Origin of the sequence: Mesorhizobium norvegicum (assembly GCF_004919685.1) — a bacterium.
GTDB lineage: Bacteria > Pseudomonadota > Alphaproteobacteria > Rhizobiales > Rhizobiaceae > Mesorhizobium > Mesorhizobium norvegicum.
Window position 1 is genome coordinate 99,793 of sequence record NZ_SMYZ01000047.1, and the last position, 23,509, is coordinate 123,301.

22 protein-coding genes are annotated in these 23,509 nt (G+C 63.6%); 17 read left to right on the plus strand and 5 right to left on the minus strand.

The annotated features are described in order from the left end of the window. Window positions 1-86: 86 nt before the first annotated feature. From FCU66_RS20015 to FCU66_RS20035, 5 genes are all read left to right on the plus strand, one after another. Complete coding sequence (locus tag FCU66_RS20015; protein ID WP_136617565.1) at window positions 87-1,181, plus strand: ABC transporter ATP-binding protein; 1,095 nt, start codon at window positions 87-89, stop codon at window positions 1,179-1,181. A gap of 69 nt (window positions 1,182-1,250) precedes the next feature. Continuing rightward, entirely contained in the window at window positions 1,251-2,366 is a 1,116-nt protein-coding gene (locus FCU66_RS20020; protein ID WP_136617564.1) for an ABC transporter substrate-binding protein, read from the plus strand. A 25-nt stretch (window positions 2,367-2,391) separates the two neighbouring features. Continuing rightward, window positions 2,392-3,225, plus strand: a complete 834-nt coding sequence (locus tag FCU66_RS20025; protein ID WP_027035796.1) for an ABC transporter permease — start codon at window positions 2,392-2,394, stop codon at window positions 3,223-3,225. After that, window positions 3,225-4,031 (plus strand): ABC transporter permease, encoded by an 807-nt coding sequence (locus FCU66_RS20030; protein ID WP_136617563.1) that lies wholly within the window; start codon window positions 3,225-3,227, stop codon window positions 4,029-4,031. The genes FCU66_RS20025 and FCU66_RS20030 overlap by 1 nt, the downstream gene beginning before the upstream one ends. A 328-nt stretch (window positions 4,032-4,359) precedes the next feature. Continuing rightward, window positions 4,360-5,079 carry an SDR family NAD(P)-dependent oxidoreductase gene (locus FCU66_RS20035; protein WP_246093965.1) on the plus strand — a complete coding sequence of 240 codons (720 nt, stop codon included), beginning with the start codon at window positions 4,360-4,362 and terminating at the stop codon, window positions 5,077-5,079. Window positions 5,080-5,306: 227 nt separating this feature from the next. On the opposite strand, the gene FCU66_RS20040 is transcribed toward FCU66_RS20035, so the two are convergent. From FCU66_RS20040 to FCU66_RS20060, 5 genes are read right to left on the minus strand one after another with little or no spacing between them, the layout of a single operon-like run. Beyond that, window positions 5,307-6,764: an aldehyde dehydrogenase family protein gene (locus FCU66_RS20040; protein WP_246093966.1), complete on the minus strand. Its 1,458-nt coding sequence runs from the start codon at window positions 6,762-6,764 to the stop codon at window positions 5,307-5,309. A 5-nt stretch (window positions 6,765-6,769) separates the two neighbouring features. After that, the gene (locus tag FCU66_RS20045) at window positions 6,770-7,771 is read right to left on the minus strand and encodes an ABC transporter permease (RefSeq protein ID WP_136617562.1); all 1,002 of its coding nucleotides are present in this window, start codon (window positions 7,769-7,771) and stop codon (window positions 6,770-6,772) included. Continuing rightward, window positions 7,768-9,300 (minus strand): sugar ABC transporter ATP-binding protein, encoded by a 1,533-nt coding sequence (locus tag FCU66_RS20050; protein WP_168992260.1) that lies wholly within the window; start codon window positions 9,298-9,300, stop codon window positions 7,768-7,770. Before FCU66_RS20050 ends, FCU66_RS20045 begins: the two co-directional genes overlap by 4 nt. 58 nt (window positions 9,301-9,358) lie before the next feature. Next, entirely contained in the window at window positions 9,359-10,501 is a 1,143-nt protein-coding gene (locus FCU66_RS20055; protein WP_168992197.1) for a substrate-binding domain-containing protein, read from the minus strand. 49 nt (window positions 10,502-10,550) lie between these two features. After that, on the minus strand, window positions 10,551-11,252 hold the full coding sequence (locus FCU66_RS20060) for a GntR family transcriptional regulator (RefSeq protein WP_136622292.1): 702 nt from the start codon (window positions 11,250-11,252) through the stop codon (window positions 10,551-10,553). A gap of 294 nt (window positions 11,253-11,546) precedes the next feature. Here FCU66_RS20060 and FCU66_RS20065 point away from each other — a divergent pair, with 294 nt between their 5' ends. The 12 genes from FCU66_RS20065 to FCU66_RS20120 all read left to right on the plus strand — a co-directional run bounded on the left by FCU66_RS20065 (window position 11,547) and on the right by FCU66_RS20120 (window position 23,495). Further along, a complete protein-coding gene (locus FCU66_RS20065; protein WP_136622293.1) occupies window positions 11,547-12,746 on the plus strand; it encodes an amidase in 1,200 nt (399 codons plus the stop codon). Window positions 12,747-12,943: 197 nt separating this feature from the next. Next, window positions 12,944-13,351, plus strand: coding sequence for a DUF3168 domain-containing protein (locus tag FCU66_RS20070; RefSeq protein ID WP_136622294.1), 408 nt, complete (start codon window positions 12,944-12,946; stop codon window positions 13,349-13,351). 173 nt (window positions 13,352-13,524) lie between these two features. Then, complete coding sequence (locus tag FCU66_RS20075; protein ID WP_136622295.1) at window positions 13,525-13,824, plus strand: hypothetical protein; 300 nt, start codon at window positions 13,525-13,527, stop codon at window positions 13,822-13,824. Between the two features lie 91 nt (window positions 13,825-13,915). Next, window positions 13,916-14,581: a response regulator transcription factor gene (locus FCU66_RS20080; protein WP_023812809.1), complete on the plus strand. Its 666-nt coding sequence runs from the start codon at window positions 13,916-13,918 to the stop codon at window positions 14,579-14,581. Beyond that, entirely contained in the window at window positions 14,565-15,998 is a 1,434-nt protein-coding gene (locus FCU66_RS20085) for an ATP-binding protein (protein WP_136622296.1), read from the plus strand. Before FCU66_RS20080 ends, FCU66_RS20085 begins: the two co-directional genes overlap by 17 nt. A 188-nt stretch (window positions 15,999-16,186) precedes the next feature. Continuing rightward, window positions 16,187-16,624, plus strand: coding sequence for a hypothetical protein (locus FCU66_RS20090; protein WP_136622297.1), 438 nt, complete (start codon window positions 16,187-16,189; stop codon window positions 16,622-16,624). A gap of 127 nt (window positions 16,625-16,751) precedes the next feature. Beyond that, entirely contained in the window at window positions 16,752-17,891 is a 1,140-nt protein-coding gene (ccmI, locus tag FCU66_RS20095; RefSeq protein ID WP_136622298.1) for a c-type cytochrome biogenesis protein CcmI, read from the plus strand. Between the two features lie 8 nt (window positions 17,892-17,899). Then, window positions 17,900-18,343, plus strand: coding sequence for a cytochrome c maturation protein CcmE (ccmE, locus tag FCU66_RS20100; RefSeq protein WP_136622299.1), 444 nt, complete (start codon window positions 17,900-17,902; stop codon window positions 18,341-18,343). A gap of 23 nt (window positions 18,344-18,366) precedes the next feature. Next, complete coding sequence (locus FCU66_RS20105; RefSeq protein WP_136622300.1) at window positions 18,367-20,358, plus strand: heme lyase CcmF/NrfE family subunit; 1,992 nt, start codon at window positions 18,367-18,369, stop codon at window positions 20,356-20,358. Then, window positions 20,355-20,822, plus strand: a complete 468-nt coding sequence (locus FCU66_RS20110; protein ID WP_136622301.1) for a cytochrome c-type biogenesis protein — start codon at window positions 20,355-20,357, stop codon at window positions 20,820-20,822. Before FCU66_RS20105 ends, FCU66_RS20110 begins: the two co-directional genes overlap by 4 nt. Before the next feature lie 130 nt (window positions 20,823-20,952). Then, complete coding sequence (locus tag FCU66_RS20115) at window positions 20,953-22,503, plus strand: Do family serine endopeptidase (RefSeq protein ID WP_136622302.1); 1,551 nt, start codon at window positions 20,953-20,955, stop codon at window positions 22,501-22,503. A gap of 317 nt (window positions 22,504-22,820) precedes the next feature. Continuing rightward, window positions 22,821-23,495, plus strand: a complete 675-nt coding sequence (locus tag FCU66_RS20120; protein ID WP_168992198.1) for a response regulator transcription factor — start codon at window positions 22,821-22,823, stop codon at window positions 23,493-23,495. Window positions 23,496-23,509 lie beyond the last annotated feature (14 nt).

A 23,509-nucleotide genomic window follows, 5' to 3' on the forward strand; every position in this document is an offset into this window, starting at 1 on the left:
AAATTTGCCGATCACGCGAAAACTATTCGGTTGCGGTGAGCCGGCACCCTGCCTACGATTTCGACAAGCGTTAGGGAAAGGGCAGTATGCAGCAACCCGGCCGTGCCGCAGAGATCAAGGCAATCGGGATCGGCAAGAGCTTCGGCTCGTTCCGAGCGCTGGACAATCTGTCGCTCGATATCGGCCGTGGCGAGTTCCTGACCCTGCTCGGGCCGTCTGGCTCGGGTAAGACCACCTTTCTGATGATCCTTGCCGGCTTCGTGCAACCGACCGAGGGCAAGCTGTTCAGCGACGGCGTCGACATCACCGACCGGCCGGCCGAGCAACGCGCCGCCGGCATGGTGTTCCAGGGCTACGCGCTGTTCCCGCATATGAGCGTCGAAGCCAACATCGCCTTTCCGCTCAAGGTGCGCAAGAAATCGGCGGCCGACATCAAGCGCCGGGTCGGCGAGATGATCGAACGCGTCGGCCTCAAGGGCCACGAGAAAAAACTGCCGGCGCAGCTGTCAGGCGGTCAGCAGCAGCGCGTGGCGCTGGCGCGGGCGCTGGTGTTCGAGCCAGGCGTGCTGTTGCTCGATGAGCCGTTTTCCGCGCTCGACAAGGGCCTGCGCGGCCAGATGCAGGCCGAGATGAAGCGGCTGCACCAGGAGACCGGCACCACCTTCGTCTTCGTCACCCACGACCAGAGCGAGGCGCTGGCGCTGTCGTCGCGCGTCGCCATCTTCAACCACGGCAAACTGCTGCAGGTTGGAGCGCCCGACGAAGTCTACGACCGGCCGGACAACCGCTTCGTCGCCGAGTTCCTCGGCGAGATCAACATGCTGCCGCTGAAGGGTGTGCGCCCGTCCGGCAATGGCTCGACCGGCCTCTGCGAAGACCGCACGATCAGCATGGGGTGCAAGGCCGAACTGGTGCGCGGCGATGCAATCCTGGCGATCCGGCCCGAATACATGTCGATATCGGGTGAGGCGGCAGACGGCGAGAACGGCATTGCCGCGACAGCCACCAACTCCACCTATCTAGGTGCTGCGACGCGGCTCGACCTGACGACGCGGCAAGGCGCCAAGGTCACGGTCTCGGTGCCCAACGAGGTGGCGGCCGCCGCGCTCAGCAAGGGCAACTCCGTCTGGCTCACCTGGCCGGCGGAAAAGGGTTTCCTCCTTCCGCATGGAGGACAATGACGAGCGGTGTGGCGAGATATCAGCACCACCGTTTTCCGGTATTATCAACGACAAAAAAGGGGAACTGACATGACAAACGACACCAAGAAACAAGCCATCGAGAGCCTGTCCGCCAGGGCAGGCCGCGGCGAGATCTCGCGCCGGCAGTTCACGCAGCTGGCGGCACTCGTGCTGGCCGGCACGCCGATGCTGCTGCGCTCGACCGGTGCCTTTGCGCAGGCCAAGGAACTGGTGCTGGTCAACTGGGGCGGTGACGCCATCACCGCCTATGACGCCGCCTACGGCCAGGCCTTCACCAAGGACACCGGCATCACCGTCAAGATGGACGGCTCAGGCCCGACCGAAGGCGCCATCGCCGCGCAGTTCAAGAGCGGCGCGCCGACCTGGGACCTCGTCGACGTCGACCCGTTCTCGGCCATCACGCTCGGCGCTCAAGGGGCTCTCGAGCCGATCGACTATGCGATCGTCGACAAGAAGAAGATGCGCGAGGGCTTTGGCTGGGAATACGCCGCCTCGACCTATTTCTTCTCCTATGTCATCGCCTATGATTCCGAGAAGTACGGCAAGGACGCACCGACCGGCATGGCCGATTTCTTCGACGTGAAGAAATTCCCCGGCAAGCGCTCGCTCTACAAATGGGGCGTATCGAGCTGGGAAGCAGCACTGCTCGCCGACGGCATCGCGCCGGCGTCGCTCTATCCGCTCGATCTCAAGCGCGCGCATGACAAGATCGCAGCCTTCAAGGAAAACGTCGTTGCCTATTGGGGCGGCGGCGCCGAAAGCCAGAGCGTGCTGCTCAACGGCGAGGCCTCGATGGCGATCGTCTGGTCGACGCGTGCCTCGCTGATCGAGCAGGACTCGGGCGGCAAGATCAAGTTCATCTGGGACCAGGGCCTGATCTCGCCCGGCGCGCTCGCCGTGCTCAAGAACAATCCCGGCGGCAAGGAAGCGGCGATGAAGTTCATCGCCAGCACGCAGGATCCGCAGAAGGAGCTGGTCATGTTCGACAAGCTCGGCCAGGGGCCGGCCAATCCGGCCGCCGACGCGCTGATCCCCGCCGACAAGAAGCGCATCAACCCGGTCGATCCCGAGAACATGAAGAAGCAGATCGCGCTCGATATGGATTGGTACGCCAAGAACTACGGGCCGGCGCTCGACGAATACACCAAGATCATCTCGGCCTGACCAGGGCCGGGATAATCGGGTCGACATGAGATCCTATCTCTCCGACAGGATGGGCGCGGCGCTGTTGATGGCGCCGCTGCTCCTGTTTCTCGTCCTGGCCTATGCCTGGCCGTTCCTCGGCGTCGTCAAATGGAGCTTCACGCTGCCGACGCCCGGGCTCGGCCAGTATGAGGCGCTGCTCACCGACGATCTGGTGCAATCGGTGTTCATCCGCACGCTGCGCATCGCGGCAATCGTCACCGTGGTTTCGGTGGCCGCTGCCTACGCCATCACCGTCGTCTGGGTGCGCGGCACCCCGGCACAGCGCCTGATCGCCGAGTTCTGCATTCTCGTTCCCTTCTGGATTTCCGTGCTGACCCGTGCCTTCGGCTGGGTGGCGCTGTTGTCCAACCGCGGCCTGATCAACACCTGGCTGCAGGCGATCGGCTTCATTTCCGAACCGCTGGCGCTGGTGCGCAACGAATTCGGCGTCATTGTCGGCATGACGCATTTCCTCATTCCTTTCGCTGTTTTTCCGCTGGCATCGGCCATGCGCAGCCTCGACGACCGCGTGCTCTTGGCGGCGCGCGGGCTCGGCTCCAGCCGCATGCGCACCTTCTGGACGGTGTTCGTGCCGATGACGCGCTCCGGCATCATCGGCGCGGCGATGATCGTCTTCGTCTTCTCGCTCGGCTTCTTCGTCACGCCGGCGATCCTCGGCGGCGGCCGCAGCGTCATGATTGCCGAGCTGATCTATCTCAGGATCTTCCAGAGCCCGGACTGGGGCCTGGGGGCAGCGATCAGCGTCGTCCTGGTGCTGTTCGTCGGCGCGCTGATGGCGCTTTTGTTCCGTTATGTCAGACCGAAGCAGTTGATCTGATGCCGACCTACCGCCCCGGTCCCGTCTCGCTGGTGATCGCCGCTTTCGTGGCGCTGTTCCTGCTGATGCCGTTGCTCGCCGTCATCCCGGTGTCGCTGACGCCGAGCCGCATGCTGGCCATGCCATCGGGAGAACTGTCGCTGCGCCATTACCGGGCGCTGATCGAGGATCCGCGCTGGATCGGCTCGATCCTGCTCTCGATCCGCATCGGCATCGTCAGCAGCGCCTTTTCCACCGTGCTGGCGCTGTGCTTCAGCCTCGGCGTGTGGATGTTCCAGCCGCGTTTCACCGCGGCCCTGGTCGGTTTCGTGCTGCTGCCCATGGTGGTGCCGCCCGTGGTCTCTGCGATCACGCTCTACTTCCTGCTCACCTCGATCTCCGGCTTCAGCTCATTCTTCGGCTATGACACCTGGCTTGGCGTCGCCATGGCGCATTCGGTGATGACGGTGCCGTTCGCCACCGTGCTGATGCTGGTCTCGCTCAGCCAGCTCGACCGGCGCATCGATCTTGCCGCGCGCGGTCTTGGCGCAACTGTATGGGAGCGCGCCACCCGCATCATCATGCCCAACATCAAGTTTGGCATCGTTACCGCAGCACTGCTCTCCTTCGTGCTGTCCTGGGAAGAAATCGGCGTCACGCTGTTCATCACCTCGGTCAACGCCATCACGCTGCCCAGGCTGATGTGGATGGGCCTGCGCGACAACATCGATCCGGCGATCGCGGCCCTGTCGGTGATCCTGATCATCATCACGGTGCTGGTGCTTGCGGTGCGCAGCCTGGTGGTCAGGCAGCGCGGCGGGCATTAAAAACGCACCCGGGACGCGCCCGAAACTGTCCAGATCGCCAGGCAGACTGGTTCAAGTCAATCAAGGACCCGGCCTGCCATTCGGTCAGTCACATGGTGGCTACAGGCATAGCGGCCAAGGCTGGGAGTTTCCCTGGAGTAAATGATGGGACAGCTTCATCCAGACGAAATCGGTAACTGTGAATTTGGCTCATTAGCCTTTCTTGACCGCCTGACGATCGCGCGACTCGGAGTGCCGTCTTCTGACGCTAGGCTCCATCTGTTCTCCTCGACTTCATTCATGATGCGGCGCTAAATATACAAAGCACTGGCGTTTCATGGAGGTGATGATGTCGGTGACGTATGACTTTGTGGGCCGAACAGCCATCGTCACAGGTGGCGCCCGTGGTATCGGTCGCGCGATAGCTGGTAAGCTCGCGTTGAGCGGAGCGGACGTTTGGATCTGGGATATTGAGCCTGTCGAGCTTGAAGGCACACGCTCTCTTTCAGTGGACGTGACGAAACGTGATAGCGTCATGCAAGCGCTAACCATCATGGGCGACGGCGGGATCGACATTCTCGTGAACAACGCGGGGTGGCTGGGTAGCTATAAGCCGTTCGAGGAATTCGAACCGGCAGAATGGCAGCGAATCTTGCAGGTCAACCTCCTTGGCACGTTCGAAGTAACTCATCGGGTGCTCCCGCTTATGCGACGAGCCGGCAAGGGTCGTATTGTCAACATGGGATCCCTTGCTGGGAAAGAGGGACTGCCGAGCCTTGCGGCCTATTCCGCAGCCAGCGCCGGTGTCATCGCTTTTACCAAAGCGCTGTCGCGTGAGGTCAGCGATACCGATATTCGCGTCAACTGCATCGCTCCGGGTCCGATCGATACTCGCCTTATCCGGGATCTCGGCAATGAGACCGTCGACTCGATGATATCGGCAAGTCCGTTGAAGCGGCTCGGCGATCCGAACGAGGTAGCGGCGCTCGTGGTGTGGCTTTGCTCAGATGCCAGTGCGTTCAACACCGGCGCTGTTTTCGATATGTCGGGCGGCCGAGCCCGATACTAGTTGCAGAGATTGCGATAGTTTCTTGTGGGCTGGCTGAGCCGGACGGCTGCCTTTGCGAATCCTGCTTCGCCTGTGTTTCCGGATCCATTTCAGGATGGCCGGGGCCGTGCGAAATGCTCGTTACGGAAGCCACAAGATAGCGAGCTGGCTGCCCACGTTCACGCTCCGCTTGCCCGCATCATAGCCGCTGACTGGCAAGGCCAGCACAACGCGGATATTCAACGGCCTCAAGCCGCGACATAGGCGGTCTTCTTGCGCAAATAGGCATCGAAACCATATTTGCCGTCCTCGCCGCCGAGGCCTGAGTTTTTCCAGCCGGAATGAAAGCCCTGGACCATCTCGCCGCAGGTGCGGTTGATGTAGAGTTCGCCTAAGGCGCTTTCGCGATTGAAGCGCATGACACGGCTGAGGCTACCGGTGAACAGATAGGCGGAGAGGCCGAATTCGGACTCGTTGGCCAGCCGCAGCGCTTCGTCGAAATCGGCGACGCGCATGACCGGCACGACCGGCCCAAAAATCTCCTGCTGCATGATGGCCGCCGCATTCGAGGGCGCCATCAGCACCGTGGGCTCGAACCAATGCCCTCTGGCAAAGCCATCTCCCTTCGGGCGACGGCCGCCGGTCAGCAGCTCCGCGCCGCCTCGCACGGCCTCGGCCACCATGGCTTCGACCTTTTCGAGTTCGGGCCGGCTGATCTTGGGGCCCAGATCGACCGCGTCCAGCGGGTTGCCGATCCGCAGTGCCGCTGCCTGCGCGACGAAACTGTCGAGGAACCGGTCGGCGATGGTCTCGTGCAGATACATGCGCTCGTTGCAGGTGCAGATCTGGCCGCAATTGGTGAAGCGCGCGATGATCGCGGCATCCACGGCCGCATCGATGTCGGCATCGTCCATGACAATGAATGGCGCCTTGCCACCCAGTTCCAGGCGAATGACCTTGAGGCTTTCGGCGGCAGCGGCATAGATCTCGCGCCCGGCGCGCACGCTGCCGGTCATGGTGACGAGGTCCGAGTGCGGACTGCGCACCAGCGCCTTGCCAATTTCACGCCCGTTGCCGCTGACGATGTTGACGACACCGGCGGGAATGCCGGCCTCCTCGCAGAGTCGGCCGATCTCAAGCAGGGAAAGCGGCGTTAGTTCGTGCGACTTGAGCACGATGGTGTTGCCGGTCGCCAGCGCCGGGCCGAGCTTCCTGCCGGCCAGCGCCACCGGATAGTTCCAGGCGGTCAGACCCACCACAACGCCGTAGGGCACGCGCCGGATCCAGATCTCCTCGCCGGCCGCATCGGACGGGATGATGTCGCCTTCGATACGCCTGGCATTGTCGGCGGCAAATTCGATGAAGCCGATGGCGCCGCCGACTTCGCCACGCGCCTGGGCGATCGGCTTGCCCTGTTCCAGCGTGATCAGCCGGGCAATGTTTTCGCGATCGCGCTCCAGCAAGGCGCAGAGACGGCGCAGCATTCGGGCGCGTTCGATCGGCGGCAGTGCCGCCCAGGCTGGCTGGGCAAGACGGGCCGCTCTCAGCGCATCTTCGGCGTCGCCGGCGACACCTTCCGGCACGGTGCCGACCAGCTCCTCCGTCGCCGGGCTGTAGACGGCAGTGGTGCGCGTCGCCCGACCTGATGTCCAGCGGCCGCCAATATACATTTTGCCGTCGATCGGCAGCCCGGTTTGCGCGGTCATGGCTGTCATCTCCGGTTCAGCGAGACGGCAAGGATGATGATGACGCCCTTGACGATCTCCTGGATGGTCGTCGAAAGGCCGATCACCACCAGGCCGAAGGCAAGGATGCCGATGAAGATGGCGCCGATCACCGAGCCGACCACCGAGCCGCGGCCGCCGAACAGGCTGGTGCCGCCGATGATCACCGCGGCAATGACGTTGAGCTCGAGTCCGACGCCGACACTAGGGTTGCCGGCCGAAGCGCGTGCCGCCAGCATGTAGCCGGCGAAGGAGGCGCAGGCGCCACAGATGGCAAAGGCCACCACCTTGGCGCGGTCGACGTCGATGCCGGAAAACCGTGCCGCTGCTTCGTTGCCGCCGGTCGCCGCCATCTGCCGGCCGATCACCGACAGATGCAGCACATAGATGCCGGCCAGCGCGAACACCACCGTCCACCACACCGCTGCCGGCAGGCCGATCAGCGTGCCGTTGGCCATGATCTTGCCAAGCGTTCGGTCGCCGATCGGCACCGGCAGCGAATCGGTAAGCGTGAGTGCCGTACCGGACAGGATGCTGAGCATGCCCAGCGTCACCAGGAAGGAGGGGATGCGCAATCGGGTGACGATCAGGCCGTTGATCAGTCCGACCAGCGCCCCGAAGGCCGTCATGACCGGGATCGACAGCCACGGCGTGATGCCGGTCTGCATCAGCATGGCGCCGACCATGGCCGAAAGGCTGGCCAGCGCGCCGACCGACAGGTCGATCTCGCGACACATGATCACCATGGTCATGCCCACCGCCATGATCGACACCACTGCGGTGATGCGGCCGATGGCGTTCGCTGTCGCCAGTGAGGCGAAGTTGGGCGCGTGCAGGATGAAAAACAGCGTGATCAGTCCGAAGACGATGAAGGTAATGTGGTCGCGAGCCAGGCGTTTCGCCTTCTGCCAGCCGAATGCCCGTCTGGCGGCCGCCATGGCCGGGATCGGGCTCGGGGTGAGGCCCCGGGTGAGGGTGGAGTTGGTCATGCGGCCTCGTGTGTAATGGCGAGCTGTTGCAGCACGGTGCGGATTTCTTCCTCGCCGCGCGGTGTGGCCTCGCCCGGCACCAGCCGGCCGTCGACCATATAGATCAGCCGGTCGGCGAGACCGGCCAGTTCATCGAGTTCAGAGGTGATCAGCAGCACCGCCATGCCCTTTTCGGCGGCCCGCAGCACCAGCGCCCGCATTTCCGCCTTGGCGTTGACGTCGACGCCTGCCGTCGGCTCGTCGAGGATCAGCAGTTTTGGATTACTGGCAAACCACTTTGCGAACACCACCTTCTGCTGGTTGCCGCCCGATAGCTCCGAAGCCGGTTGACCGGGCTCGCGGCAGGCGATGTGCAGCGCATCGCGAAATTTGAGGAACATCTCGGTCTCGCGCCGCCACGACAGGACGCCCGGCCAGCGCGATGTCAGGTCGGCCAGATTGGGCAGAGCCACATTGGCGGTCAGGCTGTGTTGGGCAACCAGCCCTTCGGCCCTTCGGTCCTCCGGCACCAGCGCCATGCCGGCGCGGATGCGCGGCGGCGTCGCCAACGCGCCGATCTCGCGGCCGCTGAGCCGTACGTCGCCGCGCGCATCCGGGATCAGCCCGAACAGCGCCTTGGCGAGCGTCGAGCGGCCGCTGCCGACAAGGCCGGCGATGCCGACAATCTCGCCGGCGCGCAAGGCTAGGCCGACATCGCGCAGTTTTCGCGCCGTACCGAGGTCAACGACCTCGAGAACGATTTCGCCCGGTTCGCGCCGTGCCTTCGGCTTCATCACCACGACGGCGGCCGACCGCGCCATCAGCCGCGACACTTCGGGTATGGTGATCTGCTCGGTGGCAAACGGTCCCTGGATCTGACCGTCCTTGATGATGCTCAGCCGGTCGGCGACGCGAAAGATCTCCGACATGCGATGGCTGATATAAACGATACCGATGCCGGCCCCGCGCAACTGGGCGATGGTGGTATGCAACACCTCTTCCTCGCGTACGGTGAGCGAGGATGTCGGTTCGTCCATGACGATCACCGAAGCACCGCGCGACAACGCCTTGAGGATTTCGACCTGCTGGCGCGCCGCGAACGGCAGGTCTTCGATAAGCGCGTCCGGATCGAGCGCAAAGCCTTGCCCGGCGATCAGTTCCACTGCCTCGCGCCGGATGCGACGGCGGTCGATGCGGCCGCCAAACAGCAGCGGCTCGCGGCCAAGAAACAGATTGTCGGCGACGCTCATCGCCGGCACCAGGCTCAATTCCTGGAAGATCATCGCCACGCCGGCTTCGAGGCGCGCGCGCGTCGAAATGGAGGCCAACGGTTCGCCGCGCACCAGGATCGTGCCTTCGTCGGGCGCGTGAATGCCAAGCAGCACTTTCATCAATGTGGACTTGCCGGCGCCGTTCTCGCCGAGCAACGCGTGGACTTCGCCGGCCCGGACCTCGAAATCGACGTTGCGCAGCACGATGTTGGCGCCGAACCGCTTGACGATGCCACGCATGGAAACCAGCGTGGGCAGGGGATTGTCGGCAGCGGACATGGCGGTTCCTGAAAGAGGCGATATGGGCGGCAGGTCGGCCCGCCGCCCGGGATCGAGATCAGTAGCAGGCGCCGGCACAGGCCTTGACGACATCTTCCGGCACATCCTGTTTGGTCACCTGCTTGAGGGCCGACAGAAGATTGGCCTTCTTCACCCGCAGCGAGGGCAGCGAGATGTAAGGCGGCACCTGCTTGCCGAGCAGGGCGGCAGCACCTGCCTGGGCTTCGGCTATGCCGAGATCGTAAGGCAGTTGCGCACCGATGGCGATGATCTGGTCGCGGGCGATGTAGAGCGCGCTGTCCGGGCCGAGATCGTTTGTGGTGACGACGAGATCGGTGCGGCCGAGCGACTCGGCGCCGGCCAGCGTCTGCATGGCCGGGTCGCCCCACACCGCGAAGATGCCCTTGATATCTGGATGCGCGGTCAGCATGGCGACCGCCTTGTCATAGGCCTCGCGCGGCTGGGTGAATTTCTCGCGTGCCGCCACGGTGACGCCGGGATGGGCGGCGACCGACTTCTCGAAACCGGCAACGCGTGCCGCGATCGAATAGTAGGATTCCTGGATGTAGGTCATAAGGCCGACTTCGCCCTTGCCGCCGATCGCCTTGATCATCTCGTCGGTGGCAAACACCGCGTTCTGCTCGTTGTCGGATGCGACCACGGTGACGTAGTCCTTGCCCGGGGCCATGCCGTAGGCGACATTGTCCATGAACACGATCTTTACGCCGCTTTCGGAGACCCGCTTGTAGGTATCGGCCTGGCCCTTGGGGTCGATCGGCACCGAGAAGATCAGATTGACCTTCTGGGCGATCATGCCTTCGAGCTGGTCGGCCTGGGCGGTCGGCGCCTGCTTGGCGTCGGTGACCGCGACGACCTTGATGCCGTATTCATCGAGCGTCTTCTTCAGCGCCTCGACCTGCAAAGTGTTCCAGGGCGAGTCCATCGCTTGCATGGCGATGCCGGCGGTGAAATTGCCGGCCTTGAGCTTCGCCAACTCGTCCGTGGTAAAGGTCAATGAGGCAGCGGGGCTGGCCGGTGCGCCATCCGGGAAGCCGACCACGGGCTGGCCGGTCGGCGACAAGGGCAGCGGCACCATCAATTCGGCGGCTTCCGGTGGCATGTCGGCGGCGACGACCGCCATGGGCGCGGCCGACAGCAACAAAGCAAGTGCGAGTGGACGAAGGCGAGACGGTCTGGTCACGAGTGTTCTCCGTATAGTTCCCCTGAGCGGTTGATTCCGCTGCAGTTTTTCAAAGAAAATATTGCGGCAGGTCCTTCTGAAGCCGTCGCAGTTCGCCTTCGTTGTAGCGAATGTGATGGGCGATGGTGTTTGCTGCCTTGCGCGGCCGTCCGGCCTCGATCTCGTCGACCACCATCGAGTGCTCGGCATAGGAGATGGCGAGACGACCGGGGCGGGGCAGGCCGAGCCGGCGCACGCGTACCAGGTGCAGCCGTGCCGCCGCGATCTGGTCCCAGAGGCCCGGCAAGCCGGCGAGTTCCGCCAGCATGCGGTGGAAGGCGTCATCCGCGTCGTGGAAACCGTCGACGTCGCCGGCGGCCACAAGCTGGATCTGTTCCAGCAATTGGTTGCGCAGCGCTGCCACCATCGCGGTTTTCGGATGGGATGCGAGTTCATGCACGACTTGCGCCTCGACGGCGCTACGCAGGAACGAACTTTCGATCACGTCGGCCGGTGAGATGCGCGAAACGTAGGAATTGACCTGCGGGATCACCGTGACGAGCCCCAGCCCAGCCAGGCGGTTGATCGCATCGGTCACCGGCTGTCGCGACACACCGAGCTCCCTGGCGATGTCGTCCTTGAGCAGCAGATCGCCCGGCCGGCGGTCGACCCGCACGATCGTCTTCAGCAGCGCTTCGAACACGAATTCGGCGCGACTCCGGCGTGCCGAAGCATCGATCACAACGTCATCGTCATCTTCGTTTGCAGCCATTTCCGTGCCCTTTGCCGTGGGATCGACGACCCTAGGCTAAGCACCAACTCCCGATGCGATCAAGCCGATTTTTGCCAATTTTCAGAGTTTGATACGCTGAGATACATTTAATGTGCTGTTTTTATTGTGTATTATTTTTTCATATACAAACACTAAAATTTCAGTTTGCGAGCCTATCGGTTTCCAAATATGGATATCGGCGGTGATGGTTGATCAAGAATCCCACAATTCTGGAGTTTCGTTGATGTGCCGTCGTCCGCGGGCCTGAAGCAAAAATTTTAGTAGGATGTATCGATGCTGTTGCGGAATGATCCTGTCGGGGCCTTCGTGGATTACCCGCCAATCCCGATTGTTTCGGCGGAAAGTGGACCGCTCGCCGGCCTGACCCTGGCGGTGAAGGATCTCTACGACGTCGCGGGCTATCCCACCGGCGGCGGCCATCCGCTGCGGCGCGACTGGAGCGGCGGCAAGCCCGACACGGCGCCAGTGGTCCAGACATTGCTGGATGCCGGCGCCCGATTTATCGGCAAGACCCACACCGACGAGTTCGCCTATTCGATGAATGGCGAGAACCCGCATTACGGCACGCCGGTGAACCCGCGCGCACCGGGCCGCATTCCGGGCGGGTCGTCGTCGGGTTCGGTCGCCGCGGTGGCGGCCGGCCTCGCCGATATAGCGCTCGGCACCGATACCGGAGGGTCGATCAGGCTGCCCGCCTCCTATTGCGGGCTGATCGGCCTGCGGCCGACGCATGGCCGCATCGACACAGTTGGGCTGCAGCCCCTGGCGCGCAGCTTCGATACTGTCGGCTGGTTCGCGCGCGACGTCGATGTCTACGAGGCCGTGGCCCGGCTGCTGCTGCCGGAGGACACCATTCCGCCGCCTATCACCCGCCTCGTCGTGGCAACGGACATCGCCAGTTACGTGCTGGGCTACGCGGAGCGCCGCGTCTTCGAAGACGTGCTCGAGCGGCTGTTCCGGATCATCGACATTGCCGGTGAGGTCCGGGTCGCGCCGGATGGCTTCGATGCCTGGCGGCCAATCTTTCGCGCTATCCAGGCCTACGAAGCCTGGGCCGACCACGGCGCCTGGATCACCGAGCATCGCCCGGTCCTCGGCGAGGGGGTGCGGCAGCGCTTCGACTGGGCCGAGGGGGTGCCGATCTCCGACTACGAAACCGCTCTTGCCGAGAAAGCGGTCGTACGGGAACACTTGTCGTCACTGGTTGGCTCAGGAACCGCACTGGTTTTCCCGACCGCCCCTTCAGTTGCCTTACCGCTGGGCATGGCGGGAGAGGCTCTGGAGGCCTATCGCAGCCGGTCGATTTCGATGCTTTGTTCGGCTGGGCTGAGTGGTCTGCCGCAGATTTCGATGCCGATCGCGGAGGTGGAGGGACTGCCGTTCGGAATTTCGATCCTTGGTCCGAGGAATTCCGACATGGCCCTGCTGGCTCTTTGCCGGCGAGCGCTCCAGCAATATCCGGATCCGGGGTGATCAGATCGGCTACAAGGGTGGCGGGCTTGGCAATCTGTTCATAGCAGGGTGGTATTTTCGACATCACTGGCGTTCATGATCCGGACGAGATGACCCGTGTGATCTGGCGCAGGATTGACGGTGCGGCTAGGTTGCGCGCGAATTGCCGGTAGCGCAAAAGGCCTGCTCGAGGCCTGACAGACGAGGGGAAACGACAAATGACCGCGTCCGGCGATTTGCAGCAGGCATTGTTCCAGAGACTGAGAAGCGACGCATCGCTGTCGGCGCTGCTTGGCGGCGCCGGATTGCTCGAACAGCCAGCCGACAATGCCGCCTTTCCCCACGTGACCTGTGGCCAGACCAGTGCCTTCGACTGGGACACCGGCGTCCAGAACGACGCCGATCAGCTGGTCACGCTGCATGTCTGGTCGAAGGCCCATGGCAACGCCGAAACGCATGCCATCATGGACAGCATAAAGGCGCGCCTCGCCGACGCGGTGCTGGTCATCGGTTCGCGCCGACAGACACGCCTCGTGCTGGAATTCGCCGAGGCCCGCCATGACGAGGATCTGCTCGTCCATCATGGGCTGCTGCGCTTTCGCGCGATAACGCAGGAAAATGCCTGATGTGGTTTCAATATGGTCGAAACGGGGGCTAGACTGTCGTTTCCTGGATTTTGCCTGGTTGGGCGGCGAAATCCCCGATCGGTGGTCTCGCATTGCAGGGGTGTGGCGAGGATGTTTTCAGCGGCGTTCACCGTTCATTTCACGTTCAGCACCGATGCGTTACAACGCCGACCATGAAAACGCTCCGCTCCCACTTCCGAACCGCGACACTGGCGCTCTGTGCTGCCGGGCTGTTTGTGTCGCAGGCGATGGCGGTGCCGGTCATCGCGCCCGACCAGGCCAGCCCGATCCTGCTGGCGGCGTCCGACTGCTACGCGATCGGCCAGCAGGTGGCCGAACAGAATGGCGGAACGCTGGCCAAGGCCTCGCAATCGACACGCGGCGGCCAGCCTGTCTGCGTCATCGTCGTGCTCGTTCCGGGCAAGGACGGACAACGTCCGCGCCGTTCCGAAATCGTCGTTCCGCTGAACTGACCCAATCTTCCGTCTTACAGACCTCGGTTTCCCAGGCCGCCGGAATCGGCCTATATCTGACCCTAGTCCTTCAACAGGTATCGAACTCCGCATGCGCGTACTCGTCGTCGAAGATGACAAGGATCTCAATCGGCAGATATCGGATGCGCTGGTCGATGCCGGCTATGTCGTCGACCGCGCCTTCGACGGCGAGGAAGGCCATTTCCTCGGCGACACCGAGCCCTACGATGCCGTGGTGCTCGACATCGGCCTGCCGCAGATGGACGGCATCAGCGTGGTCGAGCGCTGGCGGCGCGGCGGCCGCAAGATGCCGGTGCTGATCCTGACGGCGCGCGACCGCTGGAGCGACAAGGTTTCCGGCATCGATGCCGGCGCCGACGACTATGTCACCAAGCCGTTCCACATCGAGGAGGTGCTGGCGAGGCTACGGGCCCTGATCCGGCGCGCTGCCGGCCATGCGTCGTCCGAACTGACCTGCGGGCCGCTGCGCCTCGACACCAAGGCCTCCAAGGCCGATGTCGACGGCGTGCCGCTGAAACTGACGTCGCACGAATTCCGCCTGCTTGCCTATCTGATGCACCATATGGGCGAGGTCGTCTCGCGGACCGAACTGGTCGAGCATCTCTATGACCAGGATTTCGACCGTGATTCCAACACCATCGAGGTCTTTGTCGGGCGGCTGCGCAAGAAGATGGGCATCGACATGATCGAAACCGTGCGCGGCATGGGCTACCGCATGCGTGAGCCGGAGGCGTAACTCGGAACCGCTCAAACCAACCGCAAGGACGCCGCTTTCGCTGCGTTTGTGGCCGCGTTCGCTGACGTTCCGCGTCATCGCCTTTTCCACGGTCTGGGCGATCGTGACGCTCGTTATCATTTTCACTCTCATCACCACGCTCTACCGTCAGGCCAGCGAGCGCGGCTTCGACAGCCTGCTTTCGGCGCATCTGTTCAATCTGATCGGCTCCATCGGTATTTCCGACAGCGGTGCGCTCACCGGCGCGCCCGACCTCGGCGACCTCCGGTTCTCGGAGCCGAATTCGGGCTGGTACTGGTCGGTTGAGCCCGCCTCGGAAGGCGTGCATGGCGATCTTCACTCGTCGTCGATGACCACGACGATCCCATCGCCTGGTGTCGCCGATGTGCCGTTCAACGCCAGCTTCCAGCGCAGCTATGCAGCCGAAGGCATCGATGGCGAACAACTCGAAGTGTTCGAGAGCGAATTCGTTCTCGACGCCAAGAACCGCGCCGCGCGTTTCCGCGTCATGGGCAATCAGAGCGAACTTGAACAGGAAATTGCCACCTTCCAGCGCCGCCTGCTGACCTATCTCAGCCTGTTCGGCGTCGGCATGATCGCCATCAACGCGATCGCCATCCTGCTCGGCCTGCAGCCGCTACGCCGGGTCAGGAACGCACTTGCCATGGTGCGCGAGGGCACCGCGCAAAGGCTCGACGGCCGGTTCCCTGCCGAGATCGAACCGCTTGCCAACGAAACCAATGCGTTGATCGAAAACAACAGGCGCATCGTCGAGCGCTCACGAACCCAGGTCGGCAATCTCGCCCATTCGTTGAAGACGCCGCTGGCGGTGCTGCTCAACGAGGGCCGGGCGCTTGGCGGCGCCAAGGGACAGCTGATCGCCGAACAGGCCGCTTCCATGCAGAAGCAGGTCGAGCACTATCTCCAGCGCGCTCGCGTCGCCGCGCAACGCGACAGCGTCGTCTACCGCACGCCGGTGACGCCGCTGGTGCAGCGCATGGTGCGGGTTCTGCAGAAGCTCAACCCGCAGACAAACCTGTCGCTGTCGCTGCCGGCGACCGAGATCGTCTTCGCCGGCGAGCGCGAGGACCTTGAGGAATTGCTGGGCAATCTCCTCGAAAACGCGATGAAATGGGCAAGGAGTTCGGTGTTGGTCTCGGTCGTGCCTTTGACCGGCAAGGACGATCCGGCCGGCCTGTTCGAGATCAGCATCGAGGATGACGGCCCAGGCATTCCCGAGGACAAGGCGCGCGAGGCGCTGAAACGCGGACGGCGTCTGGACGAGACAAAGCCCGGAACAGGTCTGGGGCTGGCCATTGTCGCCGACCTCGTCAACGAGTATGGAGGCGTCCTGGCGCTCGAACGGTCTGGCATGGGCGGATTGAAGGCGGTGGTGCGATTGCGGAGCCTTCAGTGATGTTAGCCAGGGCCAATCGACATCGAGGGACGGGAGATGTTATTGGCGGCATGTCGATTGGTCCCGAAGCGGCCGGTAGCGGCCAAATTTCCGACAAATATCAATACTATGGCCACGCTGGCTTCTCCGATGACGCGGCCCCCGGCGCATCCATAACAGGCTCCAACTCAAGAAAACCGGTTGTTGGCATGAAGATTCGCGTCGCGCTTGTTTCCGCATTGCTGGCCGTTTCCGGCTGCACCACCTTGAGCGGCAAGGGCCCCACCGTAGCAGTGACACCGGCCTCGACGCCTCCTTCCAGCGGCAAGGTGACCACGACGATCATTTCGGCGATGGGCGGCGGCCTCATCAGTGGGTCGATCGGCGCCGGCCTCAGCGAGACCGAGAAGCGCAGTGCGCTCGAGGCTGAATACAAGGCGCTCGAATACACGACCAGCGGCCAGAAGGTGACGTGGAAGGGCGCCCAGGCTTCGCGCTACGGCGAGGTGGTTCCGGCACAGCCCTATCGCGTCGGTTCGCAGGACTGCCGCCAGTACACGCAGACGGTGTTCACCGGCGGCGCCGGGGTCACGGCGCGTGGAACCGCTTGCCGCAACGCCGACGGCAGTTGGACGCCGCTGACCTGACAGTCAACCAGAGCTGGTTGGTATCCGGCCGGTTGATGTTGATCAAGGACATCCGGCGCGCCTGCCGTCAAAGCGTCGCAGGAAACCTGTGTTGGCACGGCAGAGCTCTGCCGTTATTGGAAGAACCATGCTGTTCTGGGTCATAGCCGCAATTCTCACGCTGGGTGCAAGCCTGGCGGTGCTGCTGCCGCTGGCCGCCAGCTCGAAGGGCGCGTCGTCAAGCGGCGATCACGATCTCGAAGTCTATCGCGACCAGTTGTCCGAGCTTGACCGCGACGCCGCGCGTGGCTTGATCCAGCCGGCGGAAGCCGCCGAGGCCCGCGCCGAGATTGCTCGCCGCATCCTTCGCCTCGACAATGCGGGAACGGCGGGCGGTACATCTGTCAGCCGAGCCTCGGTCGCGGCAAGGCTAGTGGCAACCGTAGCCGTGCTGGCGGTCCCGCTGGTCAGCTGGGGTCTCTATAGCCAGCTCGGCTCTCCTGACCTGCCGTCGCAACCGCTCAGCGAGCGGTTGGCCAAGAATCCGGCCGACAGTTCGGTCGACGAACTGGTGGCGCGGGCCGAAGCCCATCTGGCCGCCAATCCTGCCGATGGCAGGGGCTGGGATGTGCTCGCACCGGTCTATCTGCGCATGCAGCGCTTTTCCGACGCGGCGGCAGCCTATCGCAACGCCATTCGCCTTGATGGCGACAGCGCTGTTCGCCAGGCCGGTCTCGGCGAGGCGATCGCCAGCGCCGCAGGCGGCATTGTCTCGGCCGATGCACAGGATGCCTTCGAGGCGGCCTTGAAGCTCGATCCGGCCAATGCGAAGGCCAGTTTCTACCTGGCCATGGCGCTGGCGCAGGAGGGCCGAACCAAGGAAGCGGTCACGGCCTGGCAGACGATGCTGGGCAAGCTGCCGCCGGAGTCGCCATGGCGCGGTGCGGTCGAGCAGGCGCTGGCCAAGTCCGGCAGCCCCGAAATCGCTTCCGGCAGCGCCACCAACGGACCCGATGCCGGCGATATCGACGCCGCATCCTCAATGTCGCCGCAGGATCGGGAAGCCATGATCAACACCATGGTCGCCGGCCTCGACGACAAACTGCGACAAAATCCGCGTGACGTGGAAGGATGGATGCGGCTTGTTCGTTCTTACGTCGTGCTGGGCAAGGCCGCTCAGGCGCGTGAGGCGCTCGGTCGCGCCATTGCCGTCTTTGGAGCCGACAGTGACGAGGCGAAAAAATTCACCGCCTTTGCCGCCTCGCTTGGCCTGACGGCGACGGAGTAGAGGCAGACATGACGCGCAAACAGAAACGATTGTCGGTGATCGCCGGCGGGCTGGCTTTCCTGGGCGCGGCCACCGGGCTGACCTTCTATGCGCTTGGCCAGAAGGCGTCCTATTTCTACATGCCGGCCGACCTGACCACGGCAAGCGTCCAGCCCGGCCAGCGCATCAGGCTGGGCGGGCTGGTTGAAAAGGGCACGATCCAGCGCGGGCAAGGGGCGACGGTTGGCTTTTCGGTCACCGACACGCACAAATCGGTCAAGGTCACCTACACCGGCATCCTGCCCGACCTTTTCCGCGAAGAGCAGGGCGTCATCACCGAAGGCACCTTCGGCCCGGACGGCGTCTTTGTTGCCGACAGCGTGTTGGCCAAGCATGATGAGCGCTACATGCCCAAGGAAGTGGCCGACGGCTTGAAGGCCAAGGGCGTCTGGCAGGAGAGCAAGAGTGAATAGCTCTGGCAGGAGAGCAACAGTCTATGGTTGAAACCGGACATTTCGCCCTGGTTCTGGCGTTTGCGCTGTCGCTGGTGCAGACGCTCGTGCCGCTGTTTGGCGCACGCCTGAACAACCAGCGCCTGATGGCCGTCGGCGGTCCGGTCGCGGTGACTGGCTTTGCCTTGACGGCGCTGTCCTTCGCAGCACTTGCGAGCGCCTATGCAAGCTCCGACTTCTCGGTGGCGAGCGTGTGGGAAAACTCGCATTCGCTGCAGCCGCTGATCTACAAGATCACCGGAACCTGGGGCAATCACGAAGGCTCGATGCTGCTCTGGGTGCTGATCCTGACGTTCTTCGGCGCGCTTGTCGCCGCTTTCGGCTCCAACCTGCCGGCGACGCTGCGCGCCAATGTGCTTGCCGTGCAAGGTGCGATCGGCGCCGCCTTCTTCCTGTTCATCCTGGCGACGTCCAATCCGTTCATCCGGCTCAACCCGGCGCCCATCGAAGGCCGCGATCTCAATCCGATCCTGCAGGATCTTGGCCTCGCCATCCACCCGCCGTTCCTCTATCTCGGCTATGTCGGCTTCTCGATCTGCTTTTCGTTCTCGGTCGCGGCCCTCATCGAAGGCCGCATCGACGCGTCCTGGGCCCGCTGGGTGCGGCCATGGACGCTGGTCGCCTGGATGTTCCTGACCGGCGGCATCGCCATGGGATCGTACTGGGCTTACTACGAGCTCGGCTGGGGCGGCTTCTGGTTCTGGGATCCGGTCGAGAACGCCTCCTTCATGCCGTGGCTGGCGGGCACCGCGCTGCTCCATTCGGCCATCGTCATGGAAAAGCGCTCGGCGCTGAAGATCTGGACGCTGCTGCTCGCCATCCTGACCTTTTCGCTGTCGCTGCTCGGCACCTTCCTGGTGCGCTCAGGCGTGTTGACCTCGGTGCATGCCTTCGCCACCGATCCGACGCGCGGCGTCTTCATCCTGTGCATCCTGACGCTGTTCATCGGCGGCTCGCTGGCGCTGTTTGCGCTGCGCGCCTCCAGGCTGACGGCCGGCGGCCTGTTCCATCCGATTTCGCGCGAAGGCGCGCTCGTGCTCAACAATCTGTTCCTGACCACGGCGACCGCGACCGTGCTCGTCGGCACGCTCTATCCGCTGGCCGTCGAAGCCTTTTCAGCCGACAAGATCTCGGTCGGAGCGCCATTCTTCAACCTCACCTTCGGGCCGCTGATGGTGCCCCTGCTGCTGGTGGTTCCATTCGGGCCGTTGCTGGCCTGGAAGCGCGGCGATGTCTTCGCCGTCGCGCAGCGCCTGATGGTGGCGTTTGCCGCCGCCCTGCTGGCAACGCTGGTCACCGCTTTGTTCATCGACGGCGCCTCGGTGTTTGCGGCCCTGGGCGTCGGCCTCGCCGTCTGGCTGATCCTTGGCGCGCTCACTGACCTCGCCGTCAAATCCGGCTTTGGCAATGTCGCAGCCGGGATCATGGTCAGGCGCCTGCTCGGCCTGCCGCGCTCGGTCTTCGGCACCGCCTTCGCCCACCTTGGCCTTGGCTTGACCACGCTCGGCATCGTCGGGACGCTTTGCTTCGGCACCGAAAAGATCCTGTCGATGCATGCCGGCGAGACCGTCGAACTGTCCGGCCATACGCTGCGCTTCGTCGGGCTCTATCCGGCCCAGGGACCGAACTACGCCGAGGACCGCGGCCGCTTCGAATTGATCGGCGTCAGCGGCAGTCCTGTCGGCGAGATCAGCTCCGCCAAGCGGTTTTATCCGGTGCGGCAGATGACGACGACGGAATCCGGCATCAGGACGATCGGCTTCTCGCAGCTCTACATCTCGCTCGGCGATGAGGGCAAGGACGGTTCCGTCGTCGTGCGTCTGTGGTGGAAGCCGCTGGTGACGTTGATCTGGGGCGGCGGCCTGATGATGATGGCGGGCGCGGCGATGTCGCTGATGGACCGGCGGCTGCGCGTCGGCGCGCCGTCGCGGCGGCGCAAGCAGGCGAGCGCGGTGACGTCCGCGGGCCTGCCATGAATGCACGGCTTTCGCTGACCTCAATTGTCCTGCTGCTGGCGCTGTTTTTTGCCGGCACGGCCCTGGCGGTGAAGCCTGACGAGGTGCTGGCCGATCCGACGCTCGAGACGAGGGCGCGGGCGCTGTCGGAAGGCTTGCGCTGCATGGTCTGCCAGAACCAGTCGATCGACGAATCCGACGCCGACCTTGCCCGTGACCTGCGCATCCTTGTGCGCCAGCGCCTCGTCGCCGGCGATACCGACCAGCAGGTGATGGATTACGTGGTTTCGCGTTACGGCGAGTTCGTACTGCTGAAGCCGCGTTTCGACCTGCGCAATGCGTTGCTGTGGGGCACGCCTGTCCTGCTATTGCTGGTGGGAGGCGTTTTCATCGTGCTGACCGCGCGATCGCGCCGCACGCTGGCAACAAAATCGTTGTCCGCCGAAGAACAGGCGGCACTGGACACCATATTGCGCCGCGACTGACGTCGCGGGCGCTGCCAAACATTACCAAAGTTTCATGTGTCGGAAATGGCGCTGTAATGTGCGCCTCTCTAATTCTCGTTCCCGAGGATGCCGATCAAGCAGCGTCCGTTTGAAAGAGGATAAGAAATCCATGAATATTGCCCCCCATTCATATTCCGTCACCCGCAAGCGTCTCATGGCTGCAGTGGCGTCCATCGCCGTTGCCGGTGCGATCGGCGTCGGCGCGCTGACCAGTGGAACCAGCCCTGTTCTGGCTGACGCCGTGCGCATCGAGGCGCCGCAGGTGCCGGGATTCGCCGATGTCGTCGAGCGCGTTTCTCCCGCCGTCGTCAGCGTCAAGGTCAAGGCCAAGATCGAGCCCGCGGCCGATGACGGCTCGGACCAGTCCGACGATCCGGACGGCATGAACAACATGCCCGACAATCCGCAGCTGCGCCGCTTCTTCAAGGAATTCCGTGGCTTCGGCGACCAGAACGGCCAGGGTGGCGGCAATCGCCGCTTCAGCCATCGCGACCACAACAACGACCAGCCGCGGCCGGTTGCGCAGGGGTCCGGCTTCTTCATTTCCGATGACGGCTATCTCGTCACCAACAACCACGTCGTTTCGGAAGGCTCGGCCTTCACCGTGGTGATGAATGACGGCAAGGAACTCGACGCCAAGCTGATCGGCACCGACCCGCGCACCGATCTCGCCGTGCTCAAGGTTGATGGCGTAGGCAAGTTCACCTATGTCGACTTCGCCGACGATTCCAAGGTTCGCGTCGGCGACTGGGTGGTGGCCGTCGGCAATCCGTTCGGCCTCGGTGGCACCGTCACCGCCGGCATCGTCTCGGCCCGTGGCCGCGACATCGGCGCCGGCCCTTATGACGACTTCATCCAGATCGATGCTTCGGTCAACCGCGGCAATTCGGGTGGCCCGACCTTCAACCTCAACGGCCAGGTCGTCGGCATCAACACCGCGATCTTCTCGCCGTCCGGCGGCAGCGTCGGCATCGCCTTCGACATTCCCGCTTCGACCGCCAAGCAGGTCGTTCAGGACCTGATGAAGAGCGGTTCCGTGCAGCGTGGCTGGCTCGGTGTCGAAATCCAGCCGGTCACTTCCGACATCGCCGAATCGCTCGGTCTGAAGTCCAACAACGGCGCGCTGGTTTCCAGCGCCCAGGACGATGGTCCCGGCAAGAAGGCCGGCATTGCCGCCGGTGACGTGATCACCCAGGTCGACGGCAAGGACGTTGCTTCGCCGAAGGAACTGGCCCGGCTGATCGGCGCCTATTCGCCTGGCAAGTCGGTCGATGTCACGGTGTGGCGCGACGGCAAGAGCCAGACGGTCAAGGTCGATCTCGGCACGCTGCCCTCGAGCAACAAGCAGGCGTCTGTCGACCAGCAGCCCGCCGCTCCGGCCAAGCCGGACACGCTGGCCGATCTCGGCCTCACCGTCACCAAGTCCGAAAACGGCAAGGGACTGGTGGTGACCGATGTCGATCCCGACAGCGATGCCGCCGATCGCGGCATCCAGCCGGGCGATGTCATCACCGCTGTCAATTCGACCGAAGTGAACGGCACCGATGACGTCACCAAGGCGATGACCGAAGCAGTCAAATCCGGCCGCAAGGCAGTGCTGATGCAGATCACCCGCGACGACGCCAATCGTTTCGTCGCGCTGCCCGTCGCCAAGGGCTGACGCTGGCTCCGGAACCGGAGTTTGGTTTCGGAAGCTGTTCGACTTTTCCAGTGCGGCAGTTTCAAACACCCCCGAGCCGCCGCACGGGAAAGCATGGAGGAGCGCGCGTTAGTCAGTCATCGCGCCTTCCCCCGGCGGCAGCGGGCTTCCCATCGCCCGCTGCCGCACAATTCAAAAGCGCTGATGCAACAACATCGGGAGCGAGGACTTTTATCGCGCACGGCTTGGGATCATCTTGATCGCGATGCGCTTTGGCAAAGGCCACAATGCAGATGTCTGCCACTCAACCTTCCGGCGAAATCGCGTATAACAGTCCTATGAAGATTCTCGTCATAGAAGACGATCGCGAGGCTGCGGATTACTTGCAGAAAGCCTTTACCGAGGTCGGTCACACCGCGCATGTCGCCGGTGACGGCGAAACCGGCTTCGCGCTCGCCGATGCCGGCGACTACGACGTGATGGTCATCGACCGGATGATGCCGCGCCGCGACGGCCTGTCGGTCATTGCCGGTCTGAGATCCAGGGGCAACACGACGCCGGTGCTGATCCTGTCGGCGCTCGGCGAGGTCGATGACCGGGTCACCGGCCTGCGCGCCGGCGGCGACGACTATCTGACCAAGCCTTATGCCTTTTCCGAGCTTCTGGCTCGCGTCGAGGTGCTAAACCGCCGCGCCAGCGCCAAGGAAGCGGAAACCGTCTACCGCGTCGGCGATCTCGAACTCGACAGGCTGTCGCATTCGGTCCGTCGCGCGGCGCGTGAGATCACGCTGCAGCCGCGTGAATTCCGCCTGCTGGAGTATCTGATGCGGCATGCCGGCCAGGTGGTGACGCGCACCATGCTGCTCGAAAATGTCTGGGACTATCATTTCGATCCGCAGACCAATGTCATCGACGTCCATGTCTCGCGGCTGCGCGGCAAGATCGAGAAGGGCTTCGACAAGCCCATCCTGCATACGGTTCGCGGTGCCGGCTATATGCTGAAGGGCGGCTAGAGCATGATCCCGAA